Genomic DNA, 25,281 nt, shown 5'->3' on the forward strand with positions numbered 1-25,281 from the left:
ACCTCCTGGTGCCGGGCCGCGGCGTCGGTTCGATGGGGACCGACGGATCAGGCGTCGGGAATGTCGGCCTTGGCGTCGATGAGCGTCTTGCGCGTGACGACCACGATCCGCTCGTAGTCGGCCCGGGACGCGTCGGCGGGGAGCTTTCCGTCGAGTTCTTCGGTGAGGTCCGTGCCGATCACAGCGAACCGGCCGTCGGACAGCTCGAAGATGTCGGGGCAGTTGGCACCTGTCGCACTGCCCCGCGCGCTGGGAGGGGTGCCAATCCGACGGATGATGTGGCTCACGTTCTGGCGTTCCTTTTGATCTCGAGGCTTGGTGCGCACTGTAGCCTGCGGTGCGATGCGGCCCTGTGGGGCCGCGGCCTCGACAACCGGGCGGCGTGGAGCGGCGGTTCGGCGGTGGTCGACCCGGTTCGCGGGATGCGCAGTAGTCAACCTTGTTGGCACCTGGGCAAACGCGCCGGTTTATGGGTTCGTTACCGCCCAGGCGTGTGATGCCTTCAGGAGAGTGATCCACGAGGTGCGGCGCTTACGGCGGGGTGCCGGAACGGGGCCGACGGGGCCGGTGTGGCGGAGGGGGGCTGGGCGCTCGGGTCCGCCAACGCGACAGCTGTGGCCACCCACGCCGGCGAGCGGGCGACGCCCGTCGCCGCCGCGACACCACGGGGCCCACCCGACGCCGTACCCGACCCGCGCCTCGGACCCGACCCGACGCTGTACCCGACCCGGGGCCTCGGCCCCGACCCGCCGCCGCACCGGACCCCGGCCTCGAAGCCCACCCAGGCCTCGGACCCGGCCCCGGCCTCAGACTCGACCCAGGCCTCGGACCCGGCCCCGGCCTCAGACTCGACCCAGGCCTCGGACCCGACCCCGGCCTCGGACCCGACCCCGGCCTCGGACCGGACCTCGGCCTCAAACTCGACCCCGGCTCCAAACCCGACCCACCCCGCCCACCCCCACCCCGCTACTCAACCGGCGGTTCCCCCACCACCCACCACTCCTCGACGTCCGCCTCCTCCAACTGCACGAGGAGATCGTCGACCATGCGTCCCAGCCGTGCCTCTTCCGACGTCCCGACCAGGGTCGCCCGATGCGGGCGGGAGGCGTACCAGTATTCGCGGAAGATCGGGTTCTGCAGCATGCTCCGGGCGAAGCCGAAGAACTCCTCCCGGGACATGTTGCCCATGCGGTAGTAGCACAGGGCGTTGGTGTAGAGGGCGTTGGCGAAGAGGAACTGGCGCAGCTTGCCGGGCGGCACGGTCCCGTCGTAGGCGTCGAGCACATCGGCCAGCTCCGGGTCGTCCATCGCCTTGCTCAGCAACTCCCAGTGCAGCCGCTGCTGATGGGCGAAGTTGGTGCGGCGCTGGGACTGCGCGGTCTCCTCCAGGTGCTCGATCCGGGCACGCAACGCATGGAGCTTGGGCCACTGCACGGCCAGGGCGACGACGGTGCCCGCCGCCAGGCCGATTCCGGCCGAGGCGGTGGCCCTCAGTCCTCGCATCGCAAAATTCTGTGTGGCCATGTCAACCCCCGATTCAGACGGCCGTCCGCCGGTCGTCGGGGTGCGGGTCGACTGGAGGGGACCGGCGCGCGGTGGGCGGCGCTTTCCGTCTCCCAGAGTGCCGAGCGGCTCTGATCGGCGGGGAGGCGGAGGAGAGGCGCACGGAGGGAAGCGAGGGTCGCACAAACCGGCGCCATGCCCAACGTCTGCCCCGCGAGTGCTGCTAACAATCGTTCACATCGCCGCGTTCTGAGGCTCGTATCCTGGGGCGGCATCCCCATTTCCTCCGTGTGCCGGGAACGCGAGCCGGTGCACGCATCGGCGTGAGAGAGGTCGCACGGTGAGTCAGCGGAGCCCGAAACCGCAGCAGATCCCGGTCGTCGTCCTGGCCGGATTCCTCGGCTCGGGAAAGACCACGCTGCTCAACCACCTCCTCCACCGCAGCGGAGGCAGCCGGATCGGCGCCATCGTCAACGACTTCGGGGCCATCGAGATCGACGCGATGGCCGTGGCCGGAGCGCTCGGCGACTCGACGGTCTCGCTCGGCAACGGGTGCCTGTGCTGTGCCGTAGACGCGAGCGAGCTGGACCAGTACCTGGAGCGGCTCGCGGAGCCCTCCCTCGGCATCGACGTCATCGTCATCGAGGCCAGCGGTCTCGCCGAGCCGCAGGAACTGGTGCGGATGCTGCTCGCCAGCGAGCATCCGGGGATCGTCTACGGCGGGCTCGTCGAGGTCGTCGACGCCGCCGAGTTCGACGACACCCGGGCCCGGCATCCCGAGATCGACCGGCATCTCGCGCTGGCCGACCTCGCCGTGGTCAACAAGCTGGACCGGGCGGCGGACGGCGAACGCGTCCTCGGACTCGTCCGGTCCCTCGTCGACCGCGCCGCCGTCGTCCCGGCGACCTACGGCCGGATCGACCCCGAGTTCCTCTTCGACTGCCGGCCGAGCGAGGAACGCATCGGACAGCTGTCCTTCGACGACCTGCACGAGCACGGCGAGGACGATCACGCCGGTCACCTGCACACCGCGTACGACAGCCTGTCGTTCGTCTCGCGGGAGCCCCTCGACCCGCGCCGGCTGATGGAGTTCCTCGACAGCCGGCCCGACGGTCTGTACCGGATCAAGGGGTACGTCGACTTCGGCCCGTACGACGCCCGCAACCGTTACGGCGTCCACGCCGTCGGGCGGTTCCTGCGCTTCTACCCCGAGCCCTGGCCGGCCGGTGAGGAACGCCTCACCCAGCTGGTCCTCATCGGCTCCGGCATCGACGCCCCCGCCCTCGACAAGGAGCTCGACGCGTGCCGGAGCGACGCCCCGCACGCCGACGAACACGGCATGTGGGGCGTCCTGCGGTACGTACGGGACCCCGACGAGGACCCCGCCGGCCCGGCCTAGACCGGCCCGGCCTAGACCGGCCCGCCTAGACCGGCCCGGCCACCACCGCCACCGTCTTGGCCAGCGAGACCCCCGAGCCGTCGCGGCGCGGGTCGGTCTCCGGCAGGTCGGCCGGGCTGCCGTTCTTCTGGGCGGCGAGAGCGGGAGCCGGGCCCGCCCAGGCCAGGGACAGGCAGTCCTCGCCCTTCAGGAACCGCTGGCAGCGGACGCCACCGGTGGCTCGGCCCTTGCGCGGGTACTGGTCGAACGGGGTCAGCTTGGCCGTCGTCTGGACGGAGTCGTCCAGCGTGCCCCGCGAGCCCGCGACCGTGAAGACGACGGCGTCCGCCGCCGGGTCCACCGCCGTGAAGGAGATGACCTTCGCGCCCTCCGAGAGCTTGATGCCGGCCACACCGCCGGCCGGGCGGCCCTGCGGGCGGACCTGGGACGCCTGGAAGCGCAGCAGCTGGGCGTCGTCGGTGATGAAGACCAGATCCTCCTCGCCCGTGCGCAGCTCGACCGCGCCGACGATCCGGTCACCCTCCTTGAGGGTGATCACCTCCAGCTCTTCCTTGTTGGCCGGGTAGTCCGGCACCACCCTCTTCACCACGCCCTGGGCCGTGCCGAGCGCCAGGCCGGGCGAGGACTCGTCGAGCGTGGTCAGGCAGACCACCGTCTCGTCGTCCTCCAGGGAGACGAACTCGGCCAGCGGGGCACCCCCGGCGAGATTCGGCGTCGGCATCGACTCCGGGAGCTGGGGCAGGTCGACGACGTTCAGCCGCAGCAGCCGGCCCGCCGACGTGACCGCGCCCACCTCGCCGCGAGCGGTGGCGGGCACCGCCGAGACGATCACGTCGTGCTTCACGCGCTTGGCGGCGGCGTCCTCGGCGAACGGCTCGCCGTTGGCCGTACGGGCCAGCAGACCAGTCGAGGACAGCAGCACCCGGCACGGGTCGTCGGCCACCTGCAGCGGCACGGCGGCGACCGGGGCGCCGCCCGACTCCAGCAGGACCGTACGCCGGTCGGTGCCGAACTTCTTGGCGACCGTGGCCAGTTCCGAGGAGACGAGCTTGCGCAGCTCCGCGTCCGAGTCGAGGATCCGGGTCAGTTCCTCGATCTCCGCGTTGAGCCGGTCCTTCTCCGTCTCCAGTTCGATGCGGTCGTACTTGGTCAGGCGCCGCAGGGGCGTGTCCAGGATGTACTGCGTCTGCACCTCGCTCAGCGAGAACTGCTCCATCAGACGCTGCTTGGCCTGCGCGGAGTTCTCGCTGGAGCGGATCAGCCGGATGACCTCGTCGATGTCCAGCAGGGCCGTCAGCAGACCCTCGACCAGGTGCAGCCGGTCGCGCTTCTTGCCCCGGCGGAACTCCGAACGGCGCCGTACGACGGTGAAGCGGTGGTCGAGATAGACCTCCAGCAGCTCCTTGAGGCCCAGCGTGAGCGGCTGGCCGTCCACCAGGGCGACGTTGTTGATGCCGAAGGACTCCTCCATCGGCGTCAGCTTGTACAGCTGCTCCAGGACCGCCTCCGGCACGAAGCCGTTCTTGATCTCGATGACCAGGCGCAGGCCGTGCTCGCGGTCGGTGAGGTCCTTGACGTCGGCGATGCCCTGGAGCTTCTTGGAGCCGACCAGGTCCTTGATCTTGGCGATGACCTTCTCGGGGCCGACCGTGAAGGGCAGCTCCGTGACGACGAGGCCCTTGCGGCGGGCCGTCACCGGCTCCACGGACACCGTCGCCCGGATCTTGAACGTGCCACGGCCCGTCTCGTAGGCGTCCCGGATGCCGGACAGGCCGACGATGCGGCCGCCCGTGGGCAGGTCCGGGCCGGGGACGTGCTTCATCAGGGCGTCGAGATCGGCGTTCGGGTGCCTGATCAGGTGGCGGGCGGCGGCGATGACCTCGCGCAGGTTGTGCGGCGGCATGTTCGTCGCCATGCCGACCGCGATGCCGGAGGCGCCGTTGACCAGGAGGTTCGGGAAGGCGGCGGGCAGCGCCGCCGGTTCCTGCTCCTGGCCGTCGTAGTTGGGGTTGAAGTCGACGGTGTCCTCGTCGATCGACTCCGTCATCAGGCTGGTCGCCTCGGCCATCCGGCACTCGGTGTACCGCATGGCGGCGGGCGGGTCGTCGTTGCCCAGCGAGCCGAAGTTGCCGTGGCCGTCGACCAGGGGGACGCGCATCGAGAAGGGCTGGGCCATGCGCACCAGGGCGTCGTAGATCGACGCGTCGCCGTGCGGGTGCAGCTTGCCCATCACCTCGCCGACGACACGGGCGCACTTCACGTAGCCCCGCTCGGGGCGCAGGCCCATCTCGTTCATCTGGTAGACGATGCGGCGGTGCACCGGCTTGAGGCCGTCACGGGCGTCCGGCAGGGCGCGGGAGTAGATGACCGAGTACGCGTACTCGAGGAAGGAGCCCTGCATCTCGTCGACGACGTCGATGTCGAGGATCCTCTCCTCGTACGAGTCGTCGGGCGGCGGGGTCTTCGTGCTGCGGCGGGCCATCGCTGCCGGCTCCTTGCTGAAGCGTGAACGAGATCTGACGCCGACCATTGTGGACCGCCGCACTGACAACCGGGACCAGGACCCGTCCTCCGGCCGCCGCACCCCGTCCGGCACCCGTCACCGGTCACGCTCTCCGCGTACCCCGCCCGGGAACTTCACCAGCGGTTCGCACGCTTGCATACAGTGGCAGGACCGGCAGGAATCCGCGGTTGTGAAGACCGCTCCGCGATCGAAGGGACGTACATGCCCATGGGTCACACGGCCACAGCCCAGGCAGGCTCCGGGGGCCTGACAGCGACCGAGCACCGCCTGGCCAACGGCCTGCGCGTGGTGCTCTCCGAGGACCACCTGACCCCGGTCGCGGCGGTGTGCCTCTGGTACGACGTCGGCTCGCGCCACGAAGTCAAGGGCCGTACCGGCCTGGCTCACCTTTTCGAGCACTTGATGTTCCAGGGTTCCGCCCAGGTGAAGGGCAACGGCCACTTCGAGCTCGTCCAGGGCGCGGGCGGCTCGCTGAACGGCACCACCAGCTTCGAGCGGACCAACTATTTCGAGACCATGCCCGCCCACCAGCTGGAGCTCGCCCTCTGGCTGGAGGCCGACCGCATGGGCTCCCTGCTCTCCGCCCTCGACGACGAGTCGATGGAGAACCAGCGGGACGTGGTCAAGAACGAGCGCCGCCAGCGCTACGACAACGTCCCCTACGGCACCGCCTTCGAGAAGCTGACCGCCCTCGCCTACCCGGAGGGCCACCCCTACCACCACACCCCGATCGGTTCGATGGCCGACCTGGACGCGGCGACCCTGGAGGACGCGCGGGCCTTCTTCCGTACCTATTACGCGCCGAACAACGCCGTCCTCTCCGTGGTCGGCGACATCGACCCGGAGCAGACCCTGGCCTGGATCGAGAAGTACTTCGGCTCCATCCCCGGTCACGACGGCAAGCCCGCCCCGCGCGACGGCTCGCTGCCGGAGATCATCGGCGAGCAGCTGCGGGAGGTCGTCGAGGAGGAGGTCCCGGCCCGCGCCCTGATGGCCGCCTACCGCCTGCCGCACGACGGCACGCGCGCGTGCGACGCGGCCGACCTGGCCCTCACCGTCCTCGGCGGCGGCGAGTCCTCCCGCCTCTACAACCGTCTGGTGCGCCGGGACCGTACGGCCGTCGCCGCGGGCTTCGGCCTGCTGCGGCTCGCCGGGGCGCCCTCCCTGGGATGGCTGGACGTGAAGACCTCCGGTGACGTGGAGGTGCCGGTCATCGAGACCGCCATCGACGAGGAGCTCGCCCGGTTCGCCGAGGAGGGCCCCACGGCCGAGGAGATGGAGCGCGCCCAGGCCCAGTTGGAGCGCGAGTGGCTGGACCGGCTCGGCACGGTCGCGGGCCGCGCCGACGAACTGTGCCGGTACGCCGTGCTGTTCGGCGACCCGCAGCTCGCCCTGACCGCCGTCCAGCGCGTGCTGGAGGTCACGGCGGAGGAGGTCCAGGAGGTCGCCAAGGCCCGCCTGCGCCCCGACAACCGCGCGGTGCTCGTCTACGAGCCCGTCGCCGACGAGACCGACGAAGCCGAGGACACCGCAGCCGCGGCCGGCGACGAGAACGAGGAGGCGGCCAAGTGACCGAGCTCGCCACGATGGACTTCCACCCCCGGCCCCAGGCGGGCGACGCCAAGCCGTGGGCCTTCCCGGCCCCCGAGCGCGGCACGCTCGACAACGGCCTGACGGTGCTGCGCTGCCACCGCCCCGGCCAGCAGGTCGTCGCCGTGGAGGTGCTGCTGGACGCGCCCCTGGACGCCGAGCCGGCCGGCCTCGACGGCGTGGCCACGATCATGGCCCGGGCCTTCTCCGAGGGCACCGACAAGCACACCGCCGAGGAGTTCGCCGCCGAGCTGGAGCGCGCCGGCGCCACCCTCGACGCGCACGCCGACCACCCGGGTGTCCGGCTGAGCCTGGAGGTGCCGGCCTCCCGGCTCGCCAAGGGGCTCGGCCTGATCGCCGACGCCCTCAGGGCGCCCGCCTTCGCCGACAGCGAGGTCGAACGGCTGGTCCGCAATCGCCTCGACGAGATCCCGCACGAGCTGGCCAACCCCTCCCGCCGCGCGGCCAGGGAGCTCTCCAAGGAGCTGTTCCCCGCCGACTCGCGCATGTCGCGCCCCCGGCAGGGCACCGAGGAGACGGTCGCCGCGATCGACTCCACGGCCGTGCGCGGCTTCTACGAGAAGCACGTCCGGCCCGCCACGGCCACCGCCGTGGTCGTCGGCGACCTCACCGGCATCGACCTCGACACCCTGCTCGGCGACACGCTGGGCACCTGGACCGGCTCCTCGGCCGAGCCCCGGCCGGTGCCGCCGGTGACCGCCGACGACACGGGCCGCGTCGTCATCGTGGACCGCCCGGGCGCCGTCCAGACGCAGCTCCTGATCGGCCGCGTCGGCCCCGACCGGCACGACCGCGTGTGGCCCGCCCAGGTGCTCGGCACGTACTGCCTCGGCGGCACCCTCACCTCGCGCCTGGACCGCGTCCTGCGCGAGGAGAAGGGCTACACCTACGGGGTGCGCTCCTTCGCCCAGGTCCTCAGGTCCGCCCCGGACGGCACCGGTGCCGCGATGCTCGCCATCAGCGGTTCCGTGGACACCCCCAACACCGGCCCCGCCCTCCAGGACCTCTGGACGGTGCTGCGCACCCTCGCCGCCGAGGGGCTCACCGACGCCGAGCGGGACGTCGCCGTGCAGAACCTGGTCGGCGTCGCGCCGCTCAAGTACGAGACCGCGGCGGCCGTCGCGAGCACCCTGGCCGACCAGGTCGAGCAGCACCTGCCCGACGACTACCAGGCCACGCTGTACCGGCAGCTCGCCGCGACCGGCACCGTGGAGGCCACCGCGGCGGCCGTCAGCGCCTTCCCGGTGGACCGTATGGTGACCGTGCTCGTGGGTGACGCGGCGCAGATCAAGGGCCCGGTGGAGGCCCTCGGCATCGGCGAAGTCACGGTCGTCGCCGCCGAGTAGGGCACGCGCGCGAGGAGCCCTGGTTGTCTTCCTAAGGCACCAGGGCTCCTTTATGCCCGAATTGGTACGGAGGTTGCCTGTCTGCCCTGTGGGATGCGCTACAAAACGGCGGATCCGTTTGGGAATTGAAAGTGGCCCCGCTTAGCGTCGTCCGGGCTGTTCGTCAGGCAGTGCGCCGCACCCGCGGCACCGGACAGTCATCGCCGAGTCCCCGTACGGCGCGAGCCAGGGGAGCCGGGGACCCAACCGCAGTCCCTGGGGTGAATCGGACGCCCGCGCGAGCCGCGAGGGGGTCCGTAGGAGACCTTCCTGCTCCGAACCCGTCAGCTAACCCGGTAGGCGAGAAGGAAGGAAAGGACCAGGCACTCCATGGCGTTCACCCGCGCCACCGGGAAGCATCGTCGTCCCAGCAGGATCCACCGCGGCACGGCCCGCGCGGCGGGGGTCGCGGCCCTCGCCACCACCGGCGTCATCGGCACCGTGGCCGCTCCGGCCGCCTTCGCCGCCGAGCCCGCCCCCGAGCAGACCGGCCTCACCCCCGTCGTCACCATGGGCGACACCGTGGCCCAGCAGATCGACGCCCAGGCCGTCGCGCAGAAGCACGCGGCCGAGGAGGCCGCCGCCAAGAAGAAGGCCGAGGAGGCCGCGCGTGAGCGGGCCGCCGAGGCGGCGAAGAAGGCCAAGAAGGCGGCCGAGGAGGCCCGCGAGGCCAAGGAGCGCGCCGCCCGCGAGGCCGAGCGCAAGCGCCTCAACAGCTTCGTCTCGCCGATCCCGGGCTCCTACGTCTCCACCGGCTACAAGGCCGGCGGCGCCGTCTGGTCCTCCGGCAGCCACACCGGCATCGACTTTCACGCCGCCAGCGGCACCTCCGTCCACTCGGTCGGCATGGGCACGGTCGTCGAGGCGGGCTGGGGCGGCGCCTACGGCAACCAGGTCGTGATCAAGATGAACGACGGGACGTACACCCAGTACGGCCACCTGTCGTCCATCGGCGTCTCGGTGGGCCAGCAGGTCACGCCCGGCCAGCAGATCGGCCTGTCCGGCGCGACCGGCAACGTCACCGGCGCGCACCTGCACTTCGAGGCCCGGACGAGCCCCGAGTACGGCTCGGACATCGACCCCCTCGCCTACCTCCGCTCGCACGGCGTGAACGTCTGACGGCACCCGCCCGCTCCCCGAGGCCCCGGCTCACCGAGCCGGGGCTTTCGGCGTTTACGGCGGCCGACTGTCCAAAAAATATCCATGGATTCCGGGCTGCCGTCGGAAATTCCGGCTCATTGCAATAGAGTCACGGACACGCGTCACTCGTCGACGTTTCACGGGGATTAAACGGAGGTCGGTCATGCGTATTCCCGCGCACTCGGTGTGCACGGCCATCCGGGACGACATCGTCGCGGGTGTCTACGAACGCGGCAGCCGGCTCACCGAGGAACTCCTGGCGCGCCGCTACGGCGTCTCGCGGGTGCCCGTCCGGGAGGCCCTGCGCACCCTGGAGGCCGAGGGCTTCGTGGTGACCCGGCGGCACGCGGGCGCGTGCGTCGCCGAACCCACCGAGCAGGAGGCCGCCGACCTGCTGGAGATGCGCATGCTGCTGGAGCCGCTCGGCGCCGCCCGCGCCGCCCAGCGCCGCACCGAGGCCCATCTGAAGGTCCTGCGCGGCCTGGTCCGGCTCGGCCAGGAGCGTGCCCGCCGGGGCAACAGCGACGACCTGCGCTCTCTGGGCGGCTGGTTCCACGAGACGCTCGCCCAGGCCTCCGGCAGCCCCGCGCTGACGTCGGTGCTCACCCAGCTCCGGCACAAGATCGCCTGGATGTACACCGTGGAAGCACCCGCCGGTCCCGTGGAGTCCTGGAGCGAGCACGGCGCGATCGTGGACGCGGTGGCGCGCGGTGACAGCGAGCGCGCGCGGGCGGTCACGGCGCTGCACACCGAGCGCGCGACGGCCGCCCACCGGCTCCGTTTCGGCTCCGCCGGGGAGCGCGCCGACCGTGTGAGGAACTCGCAACATCCCGTAAACACGGCGAGCCTGCGGCATTAACACGGGAGCCGTATACAAAGAGTGGCTAATTCGCGGGGGTTTATTTCTGCTGCCCCCGAACGGAAATTCCGCGCCCTCTGGGAGCTCCTCCTGGACGGGAATTGCGCGACCCGGGGCCGGGGAAAAGCGAAGGGCCCGCCCGGAAAACCGGACGGACCCTTCAGGAGCGCCGGATCAGGCGCGGAAGAATGCTCAGACGGTCTCGGGCAGTTCTTCCAGGCCCTCGGAGACCAGCTTCGCCAGCCGGTCCAGGGCGGCGTCCGCACCCTCGGCGTCGGAGGCGAGGACGATCTCCTCACCGCCCTGGGCGCCGAGGCCCAGGACGGCCAGCATGGAGGCCGCGTTGACGGGGGTGCCGTCAGCCTTGGCGATCGTCACCGGGACGCCTGCGGCCGTGGCGGCTCGGACGAAGATGGAGGCGGGGCGGGCGTGGAGGCCCTCGGCCCAGCCGACGTTGACGCGGCGCTCAGCCATGTGTTGCTGCCCTTCGGTGTTCAGGGTTGTCTAGACCAGTTTTCCATACGTGAAGCCCGGAGCGGTCCTGTCGTTCCACTCCGGGGGTGCCGTCGGATCGCGGCCTCGACCCGACTGACGCCCTCCACAGACTGCCTCGCGCCGCTGTCGGACGCTAGCCGTACTCTGGGGCCCATGCAGACCTCGCCGGACCGGCACGAGTATCCCGCCCACTGGGAAGCCGACGTGGTGCTGCGCGACGGGGGTACCGCGCGCATCCGGCCCATCACCGTTGATGACGCCGATCGCCTGGTCAGCTTCTACGAGCAGGTCTCCGACGAGTCGAAGTACTACCGCTTCTTCGCGCCGTACCCTCGCCTGTCCGCCAAGGACGTCCACCGCTTCACGCACCACGACTTTGTGGACCGGGTGGGACTCGCGGCCACGGTCGGCGGCGAGTTCATCGCCACCGTACGCTACGACCGGATCGGCCCGGACGGAACGCCCGCCTCCGGACCTGCCGACGAGGCCGAGGTCGCCTTCCTGGTGCAGGACGCCCACCAGGGCCGCGGGGTCGCCTCCGCCCTGCTCGAACACATCGCCGCCGTCGCCCGCGAGCGTGGCATCCGCCGTTTCGCCGCCGAGGTGCTGCCCGCCAACACCAAGATGATCAAGGTGTTCACGGACGCCGGGTACACCCAGAAGCGCAGCTTCGAGGACGGCGTCGTCCGTCTGGAGTTCGACCTCGAACCGACCGACCGCTCCCTCGCCGTGCAGTACGCGCGCGAACACCGTGCCGAGGCGCGCTCCGTGCAGCGGCTGCTCGCGCCGGGCTCGGTCGCCGTCATCGGCGCCGGACGCACCCCGGGCGGCGTGGGCCGCAGCGTCCTCGGCAACATCCGCGACGCCGGCTTCACCGGCCGGCTGTACGCCGTGAACAAGGCCCTCCCCGAGGGACAGAAGGAACTCGACGGGGTGCCCGCCCACCGTTCCGTGCGGGACATCGACGGCCCCGTGGACCTGGCGGTCGTCGCCGTGCCGGCCGAGCACGTCCCCGAGGTCGTCACCGAGTGCGGCGAACACGGCGTGCAGGGGCTCGTCGTGGTCTCCGCCGGATACGCCGAGAGCGGCTCCGACGGGCGCGAACGCCAGCGCGCCCTCGTGCGGCAGGCGCGCACGTACGGCATGCGGATCATCGGACCGAACGCCTTCGGCATCATCAACACCTCCCCCCAGGTGCGCCTCAACGCCTCCCTCGCCCCCGAGACCCCTCGCCCGGGCCGGATCGGCCTGTTCGCCCAGTCCGGCGCCATCGGCATCGCCCTGCTGTCCCGGCTGCACCGCCGCGGCGGGGGCGTCACGGGCGTGACCGGCGTCTCGACCTTCGTCTCCTCCGGCAACCGGGCCGACGTCTCCGGCAACGACGTCCTCCAGTACTGGTACGAGGACCCGGACACCGACGTCGTCCTCATGTACCTGGAGTCCATCGGCAACCCCCGCAAGTTCACGCGCCTCGCCCGCCGGACGGCCGCCGCGAAGCCACTGGTCGTGGTTCAGGGCGCGCGCCACGGAGCCGCTCCCCAGGGGCACGCCGTACGGGCGACGCGGCTGCCCCACGCGACCGTCTCGGCCCTGCTGCGGCAGGCCGGCGTGATCCGGGTCGACACGATCACCGAGCTGGTGGACGCCGGCCTCCTGCTCGCGCGCCAGCCCCTGCCCGCCGGCCCCCGGGTGGCCATCCTCGGCAACTCCGAGTCGCTCGGACTGCTCACGTACGACGCGTGCCTCGCCGAGGGCCTCCGGCCACACCCGCCGCAGGACCTGACCACGGCGGCCTCCGCGGCGGACTTCCACGCGGCCCTCGCCCGCGCGCTGGCCGACGACCGCTGCGACGCGGTCGTCGTCACCGCCATACCGGCGGTGGGGGAGGGCTCCGTCGCCGACGCGGCCCTCGCGGAGGCCCTGAGGTCGGCGGCGGCCGCGGCCCCCGCCAAGCCGGTCCTGGTCGTGCACGTGGAGCTCGGCGGCCTGGCCGAGGCCCTGTCGGCGGCGGCGAGCACGGCACCACAGATCGAGGCGGGCAAACCCACACAGATCGCCTCCGGCTCGGCGCCCACCGAAGAACGACCGCCCACCGAGGAACGACCGTCGAGCGGAGAACACCCGTCGACCGGAGAGCGGCTGCCGACCGCAGAACGGCCGTCCACCGCAGAACGGCCGTCCGCCACAGGACGTCCGCCCGCCGGGGAACGTCCGCCCGCCGAAGCAGGGCCGCCCACCGCCGAGACCCCCGAAGGCGCCCACCTCATCCCCGCCTACCCTGCGGCCGAGCGCGCCGTCCGTGCCCTCGCCCAGGCCGTCACCTACGCGCAGTGGCGCCGCGACGCCGCCGAACCGGGCAAGGTGCCCGAGTACGAGGACATCGAGGAGAAGGGCGCCGCCGCGCTGATCGACGGGCTCCTCGCTCGCGGGCAAGGGCTCACGCTCGGCACGGACGAGACCTGCGACCTGCTCGGCCACTACGGCATCCACGTCCACCGCGCCCTGCCCGCCCCGACCGCCGACGCCGCCGCCGAGGCCGCCCGTACCCTCGGCTACCCCGTCGCCCTCAAGGCCACCGCCCCGCACCTCAGGCACCGCGCCGACCTGGGCGGCGTCCGCCTCGACCTCGCCGACGAGGACCAACTCCGCCGGTCGTACCAAGAGTTGACCGAGCTGTTCGGCTCACCGGACGAGCTGCGCCCCGTCGTGCAGCGCATGGCACCGCGCGGCGTCGACGTCGTCGTACGGGCCGTCATCGACCCCGCGGCCGGAGCGGTGCTCTCCTTCGGGCTGGCCGGCGCCGCCTCGCAGCTGCTCGGGGACACGGCCCACCGGCTGATCCCGGTCACCGACCGCGAGGCGACGTCGCTGGTGCGGTCGATCCGCACGGCCCCGCTGCTGTTCGGCTGGCGCGGCTCCGCACCGGCCGACACCCGCGCCCTGGAGGAGCTGCTGCTGCGGGTGTCCCGGCTGGTGGACGACCACCCCGAGGTCGTCGCGGTCACGCTCGAACCGGTCGTCGTCGCCTCGCACGGACTGAGCGTCCTGGGCGCCTCCGTCCGCCTCGCACCACCGCCCGCCCGCGACGACCTCGGCCCCAGGACCCTCCCCGCCTACTGAGCGGACCCTCCCCGCGTACCGACAGGGGGCGAGCTGTGCCTCGCAGTCAGTGGTCCCCCGTAGGATGGGCGTCATGGCCAAGACCAGTACGACGACCCAGGGGCTGCGGGCGGCGATCGAGCGCAGCGGCTACTACCCGGCCCTCGTGGCCGAGGCGGTGGAGGCCGCCGTGGGCGGCGAGCCCATCCGGTCGTACCTGGTCCACCAGGAGACGACGTTCGACCAGAACGAGGTGCGCCGGCACGTCACGGTGCTCGTCCTCACGGACAACCGCTTCATCGTCAGCCACACCGACGAGCAGGCCGCCGACAGCACCTCCCCGACGCCCTACGCCACGACGTCGACGGAGTCCGTGAAGATCGGCCGCATCTCCTCGATCGTGGTCAGCCGCGTGGTCGCCAACCCGGAGTCGTACAAGCCGGGCACGCTGCCCCGCGAGGTCGTGCTCACCATCGGCTGGGGCGCGGTCTCCCGCATCGACCTGGAGCCCGCAGCCTGCGGCGACCCCAACTGCGAGGCGGACCACGGCTACACCGGCAACTCGACGGCGGACGACCTCAGCCTGCGCGTCAGCGAGGCCGGGGACGGACCGGAGACCGTGCGCCAGGCACTCGCCTTCGCGCAGGCCCTCTCCGAGGCGACCGCGGACACCGCCCGCTGATGGCACAGCCGTACACGGCCTGGGACCACCACCCCGAACCGCTCGCCGTCGCCTCCGCCCCGGTCCCCGAGTACGGCAGGGGCTCGCTCGCCGACCTCCTGCCCACGCTGGCCGCAGGCCTGGGCGTGCCGGGCATGAGCGCCACGATCTCCGAGCTGACCCCCGCCGACCGGAACTGCGTGTTCCTGATCGACGGCCTCGGCTGGGAGCAGCTGAAGGCACACCCCGAGGACGCCCCCTTCATGACGTCCCTGCTCGCCACCTCGCGCGGCGGCACCGGACGTCCGCTGACCGCCGGCTACCCGGCGACCACGGCGACCTCCCTCGCCTCCGTCGGCACCGGCCTGCCGCCCGGCGCGCACGGCCTGCCCGGCTACACGGTGCGCAACCCGGACACCGGCGAGCTGATGAACCAGCTGCGCTGGCAGCCGTGGGCCCCGCCCGGCCCCTGGCAGCCGTACCCGACGGTCTTCCGGCTGGCCCACGAGGCGGGCGTGCACGCGGCGCAGGTGTCGTCCCCGACCTTCGAGAACACCCCGCTCACCAAGGTCGCACTCAGCGGCGGAACGTTCCTCGGGCGGCTGACCGGCGAGGACCGCATGGACCTGGCGGCCGAGCAACTCGCCGCGGGCGACCGCTCCCTGGTCTACACGTACTTCGCCGAGGTCGACGGCGCCGGCCACCGCTTCGGCGTCGACTCCGACGCCTGGCGCGCCCAGCTCATGTACGCCGACCGCCTGGCCCAGCGCCTGGCCGAGCAACTGCCGCCGCGCAGCGCCCTGTACATCACCGCCGACCACGGCATGATCGACGTGCCCTTCGACGAGGAGCACCGCATCGACTTCGACGAGGACTGGGAGCTGAGCGCCGGGGTCGCCCTGCTCGGCGGCGAGGGCCGCGCCCGTCACGTCTATGCCGTGCCGGGCGCCGCGAACGACGTCCTGACCTGCTGGCGCGAGGTGCTCGGCGAGCAGTTCTGGGTCGCCTCGCGCGACGAGGCGATCGCGGCGGGCTGGTTCGGGCCGCGCATCGACGAGCGGGTGTACAGCCGTATCGGCGACGTGGTCGCCGCCGCGCGGGACGACGTCCTGCTCATCGCCTCCGAGCGGGAGCCGAAGGAGTCGGCGATGGTCGGCAACCACGGTTCGATGACCCCTGCCGAGCAGCTGGTCCCCCTGCTCGAAGTACGCTCCTGAGACCGCACGCCGACCCCTTCCACCCGCCGATCCCTCCGCCGAAAGGTGCTCAACTCGTCATGCCCGAGCTGGTGTTCTTCTCCGGAACGATGGACTGCGGGAAGTCGACGCTGGCTCTCCAGATCGAGCACAACCGCTCGGCGCGCGGCCTGCAGGGCGTCATCTTCTCGCGCGACGACCGCGCCGGCGAGGGCAAGCTCTCCTCGCGCCTCGGCCTGGTCACGGACGCGGTGGAGGTCGAGGACGGGCAGGACCTCTACGCCTACCTCGTCGACCACCTCTCGCAGGGCGGCCGCGCGGACTACGTGATCGCCGACGAGGCGCAGTTCCTCGCGCCGGAGCAGATCGACCAACTCGCGCGCGTCGTCGACGACCTGGGCCTGGACGTCTACGCCTTCGGCATCACGACCGACTTCCGCTCCAAGCTCTTCCCCGGCTCCCAGCGGCTGGTGGAACTGGCCGACCGGGTCGAGGTGCTCCAGGTCGAGGCGCTGTGCTGGTGCGGAGCCCGGGCCACGCACAACGCCCGCACGATAGGCGGCGTGATGGTCGTCGAAGGCGCCCAAGTGGTCGTCGGCGACGTCACGCACTCCGCCGACGAGGTCGGTTACGAGGTGCTGTGCCGCCGCCATCACCGCCGTCGGATGACCGCGGCGACGGCCCGGGCGGCGGCCCTGTCGCCGGACGTACTGCCGGTGACCTCCGTCTGACCAGCGGTCGCCAGGGGCCGTCAGGCCGCCGGTTGGAGCAGCGCGAACCGCGCCCCTTCCGGATCCGCCACGGTCGCCACGCGGCCGTGTGCCGTGTCGTGGGGCGGCTTGAGGACGTGTCCGCCCAGGTGGAGAAGCTGGTCCAGGCTGTCGTCGAGGTCGGCGACCTGGAAGTACGTCACCCAGTGCGGGCCCCGGTCCCGGGGCAGGGCCTGCCCCAGGCCGTGGACCCCGGCGACGGGCCGCCCGCCGAGGTGCAGGGCCACGTAGTCGAAGTCGGCGGAGACCACCGGCTCCTCCTCGTAGCCGAACACCGCCCGGTAGAACTTGGCGACGCTCGCGGTCTCGAAGGTCAGCAGCTCGTTCCAGGCGGGCGTGCCGGGGACGCCCGAGACGGCCGTACCGAGGTGCGCGGCGGCCTGCCAGATGCCGAAGACCGCGCCCGACGGGTCGGAACCGATCGCCAGCCGGCCGGCGTCGGCGGCGTCCAGCGGGCCCACGCCGATCGTGCCGCCGCAACTGCGCGCGGTCTCGGCCGTCAGATCGGCGTTCTGCGAGGCGAAGTAGGGCGTCCACGCGATGGGCAGGTGCCGGTCCGGCGGCAGTTGACCGATGCCGGCCACCTCGTGCCCGTCGAGCAGGGCGCGCACATACGGGCCGAGCTGCTGCGGGCCGGGCCGGAACTCCCAGCCGAACAGCGCCCTGTAGAACTCCTCGGTGGCGGCCAGGCCGTGCACCATCAGGCTCACCCAGCAGGGCGTGCCGGGCGTGTGCCGAGCGGGCGCTGGGCCGTGCGGGCCGGTGGACCCCCGTGCGTCGGTCATCGTCACTCTCTTCTCGGCCTCGTGCCGGCCGTGTTCTCGGCGGCCCTCGTGGGGCGGGTACGCCCTGTGGGACGACCCTTGTCCGGGAGAATGCCCGATGTGCTCGGCGCTGTCCCTCACGGCACGCTTATGGGCAGGTGTCGTTCAGCTGTGCACCAGGTGCTTGTTCCCGTGCGGCGGGTGACCGGCGCGGCCGGGCCGGTGGCCGGAGGGGTCGGGTCGAGTGACCGGAGGGGTCGGGCCGGGTGACCGGAGGTGCCGCCCGGCCGGGCCGGGCGGCCGGAGGCGGGCGGCTCGGCCGCGGCCCGTGCGCGAGGATGGGGCCATGAACGCCATCATCTCCGCATCCGACCTCGCGAGCGTCCTGGCGGGCGCCAACCCGCCGGTCCTGCTCGATGTCCGCTGGCAGCTCACCGCGGCCAAGGCGGCCGGTGAGCCGCCCTTCGACGGCCGGGCCGCGTACGAGGCAGGGCACCTCCCGGGTGCCGTCTACGTCGACCTGGACCGGGAGTTGGCCTCCGCGCCGGGCGAGGGCGGCCGTCATCCGCTGCCCGATCTCGCGCGTTTCGGGGCCGCGATGCGCCGCGCGGGCGTGTCGTCCGGGACTCCGGTGGTCGTCTACGACGGCGGCGAGGGCTGGGCGGCGGCCCGGGCGTGGTGGCTGCTGCGCTGGACGGGCCACCCGGACGTGCGCGTCCTCGACGGCGGGCTGCCGGCCTGGGAGGGGCCGTTGGAGAAGTCCGTGCCGACGCCCGAGGAGGGTGACTTCGTGCCGGAGCCGGGAGCGACGGGGCTGCTCGACGCCGACGCCGCCGCGGGGCTGGCGCGGTCCGGGGTGCTGCTGGACGCGCGGGCGGGGGAGCGGTACCGGGGCGAGGTGGAGCCGATCGACCCGGTGGCCGGGCACATCCCGGGTGCGGTGTCGGCGCCGACCACGGAGAACGTGGGGGCGGACGGCTGCTTCCTCCCCGCCGAGGAGCTGCGGGAGCGCTTCAAGGGGCTCGGCGTGTCCGAGGGCGCACGGGTCGGCGTGTACTGCGGGTCGGGCGTCTCGGCGGCCCACGAGGTCCTGGCGCTGGCGGTCGCGGGCATTCCGGCGGACCTCTACGTCGGGTCGTGGTCGGAGTGGTCCTCGGACCCGGGCCGACCGGTCGCGGTGGGGCCGGATCCCCAGTAGTCCGACGCGAGAAGAGGGCCGCGCCCGGTCGGCGCGGCCCTCGTGCTCGTACAGCCGGTCGGGCGGTTACTCCTGCTATTCCTGCTTCTTGCGCCGCGTGCCGAACACGATCTCGTCCCAGCTGGGGACGGCCGCTCTGCGGCCCGGGCGGACGCCGTCGGCCTCTGCCTGGCGGTCGGTGGCGCCGATGAGCCGGTCGCGGTGGCTGCCGACGGAGCGCGGCATGAGGACGTCCGCGTAGGCGGAACCGGCACCGGCCGAGGCGGCGGGAGCCGGGGGCTCCTCGGCCTCGGGTTCGGCGACGGGCTCCTCCTCGGGTTCCGGCGCCGGGCGTTCCGGGACGACCAGGTCGCCGCGGAAGCTGGGCACCGCCTCCAGCAGGCTGGTCAGCGAGTCCCGTTCGCCACTGCTCTCCTCGACCGGTTCGGAGGCCGCCGCGGGCAGGCTGGGCCGCTCGCGGTCGGCGGAACGGTCCAGCGGTCTGTCGCGCGGGAGCCGGGCGATCCGCGGCACGAACGGGAAGCTGGGCTCGGGCGCGGCGAGGTCGTCGGACTCGCCGATCAGCGAGCGGGCCTCGTCGTCGACGGCCTGGACGAGCCGCCGGGGCGGGTCGTACGTCCAGCTCGCCGAGTGCGGCTCGCCCGCGACGCAGTAGACCAGCAGGACCTCCCACGTGCCGTCGTCACGACGCCACGAGTCCCACTGGACGGTGTCCTTGTCGGCCCCGCGCATCAGCAGCCGCTCCTGCACGGCCTCGCCGAGCGGCGGACCGGAGTTCTCGCCGGGGCGGCGGACGGGGGTCTTGCGGGCCCGCTCGGCCATGAACGCCCGCTCGGCGAGCACGGGTCCCTCGAAGCGGCGGACCCGGTCGACGGGGATGCCTGCCATCTGCGCGACCTCTTCCGCGGTCGCGCCGGCACGTATACGCGCCTGGATGTCGCGGGGGCGGAGATGGCTCTCCACCTCGATCTCGATCTGGCCGAGGCGGGGACGGTCGCCGCGCACGGCGGCGCGGAGCCGTTCGTCGATCGGAAGCGTGTACTCCGTGCTGTCCGCAGCCTTCAGCACCAGCCGTGTGCCGTCATTCGAGACGGCCACGACACGCAGTTCGGGCATGGGGACCTCCCGGGTGGTGCCTGCCGACGTCACGTGCGTCGCTGCTTCCGCTAGTCGAGTGTGGCCTGCCCGGGTGCAGCCTGCCACAACCTTGCCGAGTTGCCCGGCGTGTCGGGCGCGGGCCCTGGATCGCCGTTATGGCACGGTTACCTATTCGCAACGCTAAGTGACGAACTCTGTCACCCTGTGCAACTAGCCCCCTCCCGGCGGTCCTTAAAGGCCCCGTACACCCTGACGGGAGACCGGACCCAGGGCTCGCAACAGTACTCCATTTGGGCCACGTGCGTGGATTGGCACGCCGTCCAACTTCTGGCAAGGGGTGGGACTCGGTCGTCCATTGCCCGGATTCCTCGATCTTGAACGTGGGGAACTTCACGTAATCGTCGGAATCGGAACAAGCCCCTCCACTGTCCGCCGAGTTCAGGGGTTCGGACTCGGGTTCCAGGGGTGACGGCGGCGTCGCGACCGGACCGTCCCGGGGCACCGTGGGGCGAGGATGCCGAGCACGCCACTTCGGGCGCGTCGTCTACGCCCCCAGAACCCTGCGCAAGTAGTCGTTCTGGAACCGCCGATCAGGGTCGAGACGGTCCCGCAGCGCCGTGAACTCGTCGAAACGCGGGTACACCCGGGAGAAGTACTCGGCGTCCCGGGTGTGCACCTTGCCCCAGTGCGGACGGCCCTCGTGGGCGGTGAAGATGCGCTCGGCGGCGGTGAAGTACCGCTGGTAGGGCGTGCCCTGGAACATGTGGACGGCGATGTACGCGCTGTCCCGGCCGGAGGCGGTGGACAGCGTGATGTCGTCGGCCGGGGCGGTGCGCACCTCCACGGGGAAGCTGACCTTCAGCCCGGAGCGGTCGACCATGGCCTTCAGTTCACGCAGCGCCTGGACGACGGCCGCACGCGGAACGGCGTACTCCATCTCCACGAAGCGCACCCGGCGGGGGGACGTGAAGACCTTGTAAGGGATGTCCGTGTAAGTCCGCGCGGACAGGGCCTTGCTGGAGATCTGCGCGATCGCGGGGATCGTGGCGGGCACCGCGCGGCCGACCCAGTTGGCCACCTGGAAGACGCCGTTGGAGAGGAACTCGTCCTCGAACCAGCTCTGGAGCTGCGGCACCGGCTTCTCCGGGCCGGCGCTGCGGTTGTTGCGCTTGGTGTTGGTGCTCCCGGTGTGCGGGAACCAGTAGAACTCGAAGTGCTCGTTCTCGGCCCACAGTTCCTCGAAGTCGGCGAGGACCCTCTCGAACGGCATCGGCTCCTCGCGGGCCGTGAGCAGGAACACCGGCTCGACGGCGAACGTGATCGCCGTGACGATGCCCAGCGCGCCGAGGCCGATCCGGGCGGCCGCGAAGACCTCCGGGTTCTCCTTCTCGGAGCAGGTCAGGACCGAGCCGTCGGCGGTGACCAGTTCCAGACCCTTGATCTGGGCGGCGATGGAGCCGGAGTCGCGGCCCGTGCCGTGCGTGCCGGTGCTCGTGGCCCCGGAGACGGTCTGCTCCATGATGTCGCCCATGTTGGTCAGCGACAGACCCTCACGCGCGAGGGCCATGTTGAGCCTCTTGAGCGGGGTGCCGGCCTCCACGGTGACCGTCATGTTCTCGCGATCAATGCCGCGTATGCCGGTCAACAGTTGAGGGCGGATCAACACACCGTCCGTGGCGGCTATGGACGTGAAGGAGTGCCCTGTGCCGACGGCCTTCACCGTGAGCCCGTCCTCGGCGGCCTGCCGCACGGCGGCGGCCAGCTCGTCGACGGAGGCCGGGGCGACCTCCCGCGCGGGACGCGCCAAGACGTTGCCGCCCCAGTTACGCCACGTGCCGTTCTTTCCGTTCGCTGTGCTGCTCAACGGAGCCTCCCCGACCCGGTGCCGGTCGCTTGAGCCGGCGGTACCCGAGGAAACCCACCGCGACCGCGACGGCCCCGGACACCGCCGGAACCCCGTACCCGGCACGCGCCCCGGCCGCGTCGATCACCCAGCCGGCCGCGGAGGAGCCGAGCGCGACCCCCACCGCGAGCCCGGTGCTCACCCAGGTCATTCCTTCGGTGAGCTGCGCGCGTGGTACGTGCTCTTCGATGAGGGACATGGTCGTGATCATCGTCGGAGCGATGGACAGACCCGCAACGAACAGCGCCACGGCCAGGAACGGCAAGTTTCCGACCAGTAGGAGTGGGATCATACTCACGGCCATGGCGCACACGCCCAGCAACCACCGACGTTCCGGCGCCCCGGCGAAGTGCAGCAGCCCGAAGACCATGCCCGCCACACAGGAGCCCGCCGCGTACAGCGCGAGGACGATGCTCGCGGCGGCCTTGTGCCCCTCCTCGTCGGCGAAGGCCACGGTGACCACGTCGACGGCCCCGAAGATCGCCCCGGTGGCGACGAAGGTGGCCACCAGGACCTGGAGCCCCGGCGCGCGCAGCGCGCTGCCACCGCCCTTGCGCTCGCGCGGGTGCGGCTCCGGCTCGGTGGCGCGCTGCGCGGTCAGCCAGAACACCCCGACCGCCAGGAAGCAGGCGGCGAGCAGCGGTCCGGCCTCCGGGAACCAGGCCGTGGACAGGCCGATGGAGATGATCGGCCCGAAGATGAAGCACACCTCGTCGATCACCGACTCGAAGGAGTACGCGGTGTGCAGTTGCGGCGTGCCCCGGTACAGGGCCGCCCAGCGGGCCCGGATCATCGCGCCGACGCTCGGCACGCAGCCGATGCCGACACAGGCCACGAACAGCACCCAGTCCGGCCACTTGTAGTGCGCGGCGAGCAGCAGGAGGGCCGCCGCCGCGAGGGAGAACAGCGTCGCCGGGCGGAGCACCCGCCGCTGCCCGTACTGGTCCACCAGACGCGAGACCTGCGGTCCGGCGAGCGCCGCCGCCAGCGCGATCGTCGCCGACAGGGCACCGGCCAGGCCGTACCGCCCGGTGAGCTGGGAGATCATCGTGACCACGCCGATGCCCATCATCGACACCGGGATCCGGCCGAGGAAGCCCGCGGCGGAGAAGCCCTTGGTGCCGGGGGCGGCGAACAGGGCGCGGTAAGGACTGGGCAACGGGGTCTCCGAAGGGCTCAGTAAGCTGCGAACGCAGTCGACACAGCTTACGGCTCCGGACGCCCCGACGCACCCGTCCGGCCCAGTCCCCGCGCACCTGTCCGGCCCAGTCCCCTCGCACCCGTTCGGCCCGAGCCCGACGCACTCGCCCGGCTCAGTCCCGAAGCGGCTCGCGACCCCGTGCCACCAACGGCTCGCGCCCAGGTGTCACCCCGCCGTTTCCCGGCTGTCAGTGCAGGGTGGCAGGATCGGAGTCATGCCAGACGCGCGCGATGCCAGCCCCTACGACGCCCTGCTCCTGCTCTCCTTCGGCGGCCCGGAAGGCCCGGACGACGTGGTCCCGTTCCTGGAGAACGTGACGCGCGGGCGCGGCATCCCCAAGGAACGCCTCAAGGAAGTCGGGCAGCACTACTTCCTGTTCGGCGGGGTCAGCCCCATCAACGACCAGAACCGCGCCCTCCTGGACGCCCTGCGCAAGGACTTCGCCGACCACGGCCTGGACCTGCCGGTCTACTGGGGCAACCGCAACTGGGCGCCGTACCTGACCGACACCCTGCGCGAGATGGTCCGCGACGGCCGCCGCCGCGTCCTGGTGCTCGCGACCAGCGCCTACGCCTCGTACTCGGGCTGCCGCCAGTACCGCGAGAACCTCGCCGACGCGCTCGCGGCCCTGGAGGCCGAGGGCCTGGAGCTGCCGAAGATCGACAAGCTGCGGCACTACTTCAACCACCCCGGCTTCCTGGAGCCCATGATCGACGGGGTGATCCGGTCCCTGGAGGAGCTTCCCGAGGCCGTCCGGGACGGCGCCCACATCGCCTTCTCGACGCACTCGATCCCGACGGCCGCCGCCGACACCTCGGGGCCCGTCGAGGACCACGGCGACGGCGGCGCGTACGTGAAGCAGCACCTGGACGTGGCGAAGCTGATCGCCGAGGCCGTCCGCGAGCGCACCGGCGTCGACCACCCCTGGCAGCTCGTCTACCAGTCGCGCTCCGGCGCCCCGCACATCCCGTGGCTGGAGCCCGACATCTGCGACCACCTGGAGGAGCGGCACGCGGCCGGCGTCCCGGCCGTCGTGATCGCCCCCATCGGCTTCGTCTCCGACCACATGGAGGTCCTCTACGACCTCGACACGGAGGCCAAGGCCAAGGCCGAGGAACTGGGGCTGCCGATGCGCCGCTCGGCCACCGTCGGCGCCGACCCGAGGTTCGCCGCGGCGGTCCGCGAGCTCGTCGTGGAGCGCGCCGCCGTCGAGCGCGGCCAGGAGGTCGCTCCGTGCGCCCTCGGCGCCCTCGGGGCGAGCCACCAGCTCTGCCCGGTCGGCTGCTGCCCGGCCCGTGCCCCCCGGCCCGCCGCCGCGGGCGCCGACAGCCCCTACGCGTGAGGAGCCCTGTGACCGACCCCCTGCACACGGACCTGCTCGAACTCGCCCAGGAGGCCGCCCGCCGCGCCGGCGCGCTGCTGCGGGACGGCCGCCCGGCCGACCTCGCGGTCGCCGCGACCAAGTCAAGCCCGATCGACGTCGTCACGGAGATGGACATCGCGGCGGAGAAGCTGATCACGGGCCTGATCGCCGAGCGCCGCCCGGACGACGGGATCCTCGGGGAGGAGGGCGCCTCCACCGAGGGCACGAGCGGCGTCCGCTGGGTGATCGACCCGCTCGACGGCACGGTCAACTACCTCTACGGGCTGCCCACCTGGGCCGTCTCCATCGCCGCCGAGCAGGACGGCGAGACCGTCGTCGGAGTCGTCACGGCACCGATGCGCGGCGAGACGTTCCACGCGGTGCGCGGCGGCGGTGCCTGGGCCACCGGCGCCTGGGACGGCGAGCGCCGGCTGGCCTGCCGCCCCGCGCCGCCCCTGGACCAGGCGCTGGTCTCGACGGGCTTCAACTACGTCACCGACGTCCGCACCCACCAGGCCGAGGTCGCCCAGCGGCTGATCCCGCTGCTGCGCGACATCCGCCGCGGCGGCTCGGCCGCGGTCGACCTGTGCGACGTGGCGGCGGGACGCCTCGACGGCTACTACGAGCGGGGCCTGCACGCCTGGGACCTCGCCGCCGGGGACCTGATCGCCCGGGAGGCGGGCGCGCTGACCGGTGGACGCCCCGGAGAGCGCCCCTCGGGCGACCTCGCGGTCGCGGGTTCCCCCGGCGTCTTCGAGCCCCTCCAGCGCCTCCTGGAGGACTTCGGCGCCTGGCACGACTGAGGCCCCGGCACGGACCGACCGAGACCGGCTCGGACCGTCGTACGACGACGAAGCGGGCCCCGGCGCTGGATTCGCCGGGGCCCGCTTCGTACGGCCTGATCAGACGCTCGTCGCGCCGACCTCCACACCGTGCTCGGCGGCGAGGCGGCGCAGGTCGTCGAGCTCGCCCTGCTCCACCTCGACGAGGAAGTCGTCGCCCTCGTCGCGAGCCCGGGACAGATCGGACTCGGTCGCCCTTATGCGCTGCAGAAGTCCTGCGGTGAATGCGTCCATGCTGCGCCCCCTCGTCCTGGGTCGTGGGTCGATGGC

General features: G+C 72.2%; 21 protein-coding genes and 1 riboswitch. Of the genes, 12 read left to right on the forward strand and 9 right to left on the reverse strand.

The window, feature by feature from the left end; genetic code table 11:
- Nucleotides 1-47 precede the first annotated feature (47 nt).
- Together ABZ948_RS25035 and ABZ948_RS25040 are read right to left on the reverse strand one after the other, a co-directional pair.
- A complete protein-coding gene (locus tag ABZ948_RS25035) occupies nucleotides 48-287 on the reverse strand; it encodes a hypothetical protein (RefSeq protein ID WP_031116879.1) in 240 nt (79 codons plus the stop codon).
- 679 nt (nucleotides 288-966) lie between these two features.
- The gene (locus ABZ948_RS25040) at nucleotides 967-1,503 is read right to left on the reverse strand and encodes a DUF6082 family protein (protein WP_359763048.1); all 537 of its coding nucleotides are present in this window, start codon (nucleotides 1,501-1,503) and stop codon (nucleotides 967-969) included.
- A gap of 340 nt (nucleotides 1,504-1,843) precedes the next feature.
- Here ABZ948_RS25040 and ABZ948_RS25045 point away from each other — a divergent pair, with 340 nt between their 5' ends.
- Nucleotides 1,844-2,902: a CobW family GTP-binding protein gene (locus tag ABZ948_RS25045; protein ID WP_359763050.1), complete on the forward strand. Its 1,059-nt coding sequence runs from the start codon at nucleotides 1,844-1,846 to the stop codon at nucleotides 2,900-2,902.
- Nucleotides 2,903-2,927: 25 nt separating this feature from the next.
- On the opposite strand, the gene ABZ948_RS25050 is transcribed toward ABZ948_RS25045, so the two are convergent.
- Nucleotides 2,928-5,384, reverse strand: a complete 2,457-nt coding sequence (locus ABZ948_RS25050) for a DNA gyrase/topoisomerase IV subunit A (protein ID WP_359763052.1) — start codon at nucleotides 5,382-5,384, stop codon at nucleotides 2,928-2,930.
- Between the two features lie 243 nt (nucleotides 5,385-5,627).
- Between ABZ948_RS25050 and ABZ948_RS25055 the strand changes: the two genes are divergently transcribed.
- The 4 genes from ABZ948_RS25055 (at nucleotide 5,628) to ABZ948_RS25070 (ending at nucleotide 10,421) form a co-directional block, all read left to right on the forward strand.
- Nucleotides 5,628-6,998 (forward strand): M16 family metallopeptidase, encoded by a 1,371-nt coding sequence (locus ABZ948_RS25055; RefSeq protein WP_359763054.1) that lies wholly within the window; start codon nucleotides 5,628-5,630, stop codon nucleotides 6,996-6,998.
- Nucleotides 6,995-8,383: a M16 family metallopeptidase gene (locus tag ABZ948_RS25060; RefSeq protein ID WP_359763056.1), complete on the forward strand. Its 1,389-nt coding sequence runs from the start codon at nucleotides 6,995-6,997 to the stop codon at nucleotides 8,381-8,383. Before ABZ948_RS25055 ends, ABZ948_RS25060 begins: the two co-directional genes overlap by 4 nt.
- Nucleotides 8,384-8,574: 191 nt before the next feature.
- Nucleotides 8,575-8,739, forward strand: a riboswitch (cyclic di-AMP (ydaO/yuaA leader).
- Between the two features lie 13 nt (nucleotides 8,740-8,752).
- Entirely contained in the window at nucleotides 8,753-9,541 is a 789-nt protein-coding gene (locus ABZ948_RS25065) for a M23 family metallopeptidase (RefSeq protein WP_359763058.1), read from the forward strand.
- A gap of 184 nt (nucleotides 9,542-9,725) precedes the next feature.
- Nucleotides 9,726-10,421: a GntR family transcriptional regulator gene (locus tag ABZ948_RS25070; protein ID WP_031116871.1), complete on the forward strand. Its 696-nt coding sequence runs from the start codon at nucleotides 9,726-9,728 to the stop codon at nucleotides 10,419-10,421.
- A 192-nt stretch (nucleotides 10,422-10,613) separates the two neighbouring features.
- On the opposite strand, the gene ABZ948_RS25075 is transcribed toward ABZ948_RS25070, so the two are convergent.
- Nucleotides 10,614-10,895, reverse strand: coding sequence for an HPr family phosphocarrier protein (locus ABZ948_RS25075; protein WP_114255742.1), 282 nt, complete (start codon nucleotides 10,893-10,895; stop codon nucleotides 10,614-10,616).
- Nucleotides 10,896-11,069: 174 nt separating this feature from the next.
- On the opposite strand from ABZ948_RS25075, the gene ABZ948_RS25080 reads away from it, so the two are divergent.
- From ABZ948_RS25080 to ABZ948_RS25095, 4 genes are all read left to right on the forward strand, one after another.
- A complete protein-coding gene (locus tag ABZ948_RS25080) occupies nucleotides 11,070-14,036 on the forward strand; it encodes a bifunctional acetate--CoA ligase family protein/GNAT family N-acetyltransferase (protein ID WP_359763061.1) in 2,967 nt (988 codons plus the stop codon).
- 73 nt (nucleotides 14,037-14,109) lie between these two features.
- Nucleotides 14,110-14,697 carry a DUF5998 family protein gene (locus tag ABZ948_RS25085; protein ID WP_031116868.1) on the forward strand — a complete coding sequence of 196 codons (588 nt, stop codon included), beginning with the start codon at nucleotides 14,110-14,112 and terminating at the stop codon, nucleotides 14,695-14,697.
- Nucleotides 14,697-15,893: an alkaline phosphatase family protein gene (locus ABZ948_RS25090; protein ID WP_359763063.1), complete on the forward strand. Its 1,197-nt coding sequence runs from the start codon at nucleotides 14,697-14,699 to the stop codon at nucleotides 15,891-15,893. Before ABZ948_RS25085 ends, ABZ948_RS25090 begins: the two co-directional genes overlap by 1 nt.
- 59 nt (nucleotides 15,894-15,952) lie before the next feature.
- Nucleotides 15,953-16,603 carry a thymidine kinase gene (locus tag ABZ948_RS25095; protein WP_031116866.1) on the forward strand — a complete coding sequence of 217 codons (651 nt, stop codon included), beginning with the start codon at nucleotides 15,953-15,955 and terminating at the stop codon, nucleotides 16,601-16,603.
- A 20-nt stretch (nucleotides 16,604-16,623) separates the two neighbouring features.
- On the opposite strand, the gene ABZ948_RS25100 is transcribed toward ABZ948_RS25095, so the two are convergent.
- The gene (locus ABZ948_RS25100) at nucleotides 16,624-17,427 is read right to left on the reverse strand and encodes a VOC family protein (RefSeq protein ID WP_359763066.1); all 804 of its coding nucleotides are present in this window, start codon (nucleotides 17,425-17,427) and stop codon (nucleotides 16,624-16,626) included.
- Between the two features lie 325 nt (nucleotides 17,428-17,752).
- Between ABZ948_RS25100 and ABZ948_RS25105 the strand changes: the two genes are divergently transcribed.
- Nucleotides 17,753-18,604: a sulfurtransferase gene (locus ABZ948_RS25105; protein WP_359763068.1), complete on the forward strand. Its 852-nt coding sequence runs from the start codon at nucleotides 17,753-17,755 to the stop codon at nucleotides 18,602-18,604.
- A gap of 75 nt (nucleotides 18,605-18,679) precedes the next feature.
- Here ABZ948_RS25105 and sepH read toward each other — a convergent pair whose 3' ends face one another.
- From sepH to ABZ948_RS25120, 3 genes are all read right to left on the reverse strand, one after another.
- A complete protein-coding gene (gene sepH, locus ABZ948_RS25110) occupies nucleotides 18,680-19,720 on the reverse strand; it encodes a septation protein SepH (protein WP_359763070.1) in 1,041 nt (346 codons plus the stop codon).
- 526 nt (nucleotides 19,721-20,246) lie between these two features.
- A complete protein-coding gene (locus tag ABZ948_RS25115; protein ID WP_359763072.1) occupies nucleotides 20,247-21,566 on the reverse strand; it encodes a D-arabinono-1,4-lactone oxidase in 1,320 nt (439 codons plus the stop codon).
- Complete coding sequence (locus ABZ948_RS25120) at nucleotides 21,526-22,764, reverse strand: MFS transporter (protein WP_359763074.1); 1,239 nt, start codon at nucleotides 22,762-22,764, stop codon at nucleotides 21,526-21,528. Before ABZ948_RS25120 ends, ABZ948_RS25115 begins: the two co-directional genes overlap by 41 nt.
- 256 nt (nucleotides 22,765-23,020) lie before the next feature.
- Between ABZ948_RS25120 and ABZ948_RS25125 the strand changes: the two genes are divergently transcribed.
- Complete coding sequence (locus tag ABZ948_RS25125; RefSeq protein ID WP_359763076.1) at nucleotides 23,021-24,148, forward strand: ferrochelatase; 1,128 nt, start codon at nucleotides 23,021-23,023, stop codon at nucleotides 24,146-24,148.
- Between the two features lie 8 nt (nucleotides 24,149-24,156).
- Nucleotides 24,157-24,972 (forward strand): inositol monophosphatase family protein, encoded by an 816-nt coding sequence (locus tag ABZ948_RS25130; RefSeq protein WP_359763078.1) that lies wholly within the window; start codon nucleotides 24,157-24,159, stop codon nucleotides 24,970-24,972.
- 99 nt (nucleotides 24,973-25,071) lie between these two features.
- Here ABZ948_RS25130 and ABZ948_RS25135 read toward each other — a convergent pair whose 3' ends face one another.
- A complete protein-coding gene (locus ABZ948_RS25135) occupies nucleotides 25,072-25,245 on the reverse strand; it encodes a hypothetical protein (protein ID WP_010035018.1) in 174 nt (57 codons plus the stop codon).
- Between the last annotated feature and the right edge of the window lie 36 nt (nucleotides 25,246-25,281).

Source organism: Streptomyces olindensis, assembly GCF_040645895.1.
GTDB lineage: Bacteria > Actinomycetota > Actinomycetes > Streptomycetales > Streptomycetaceae > Streptomyces > Streptomyces olindensis.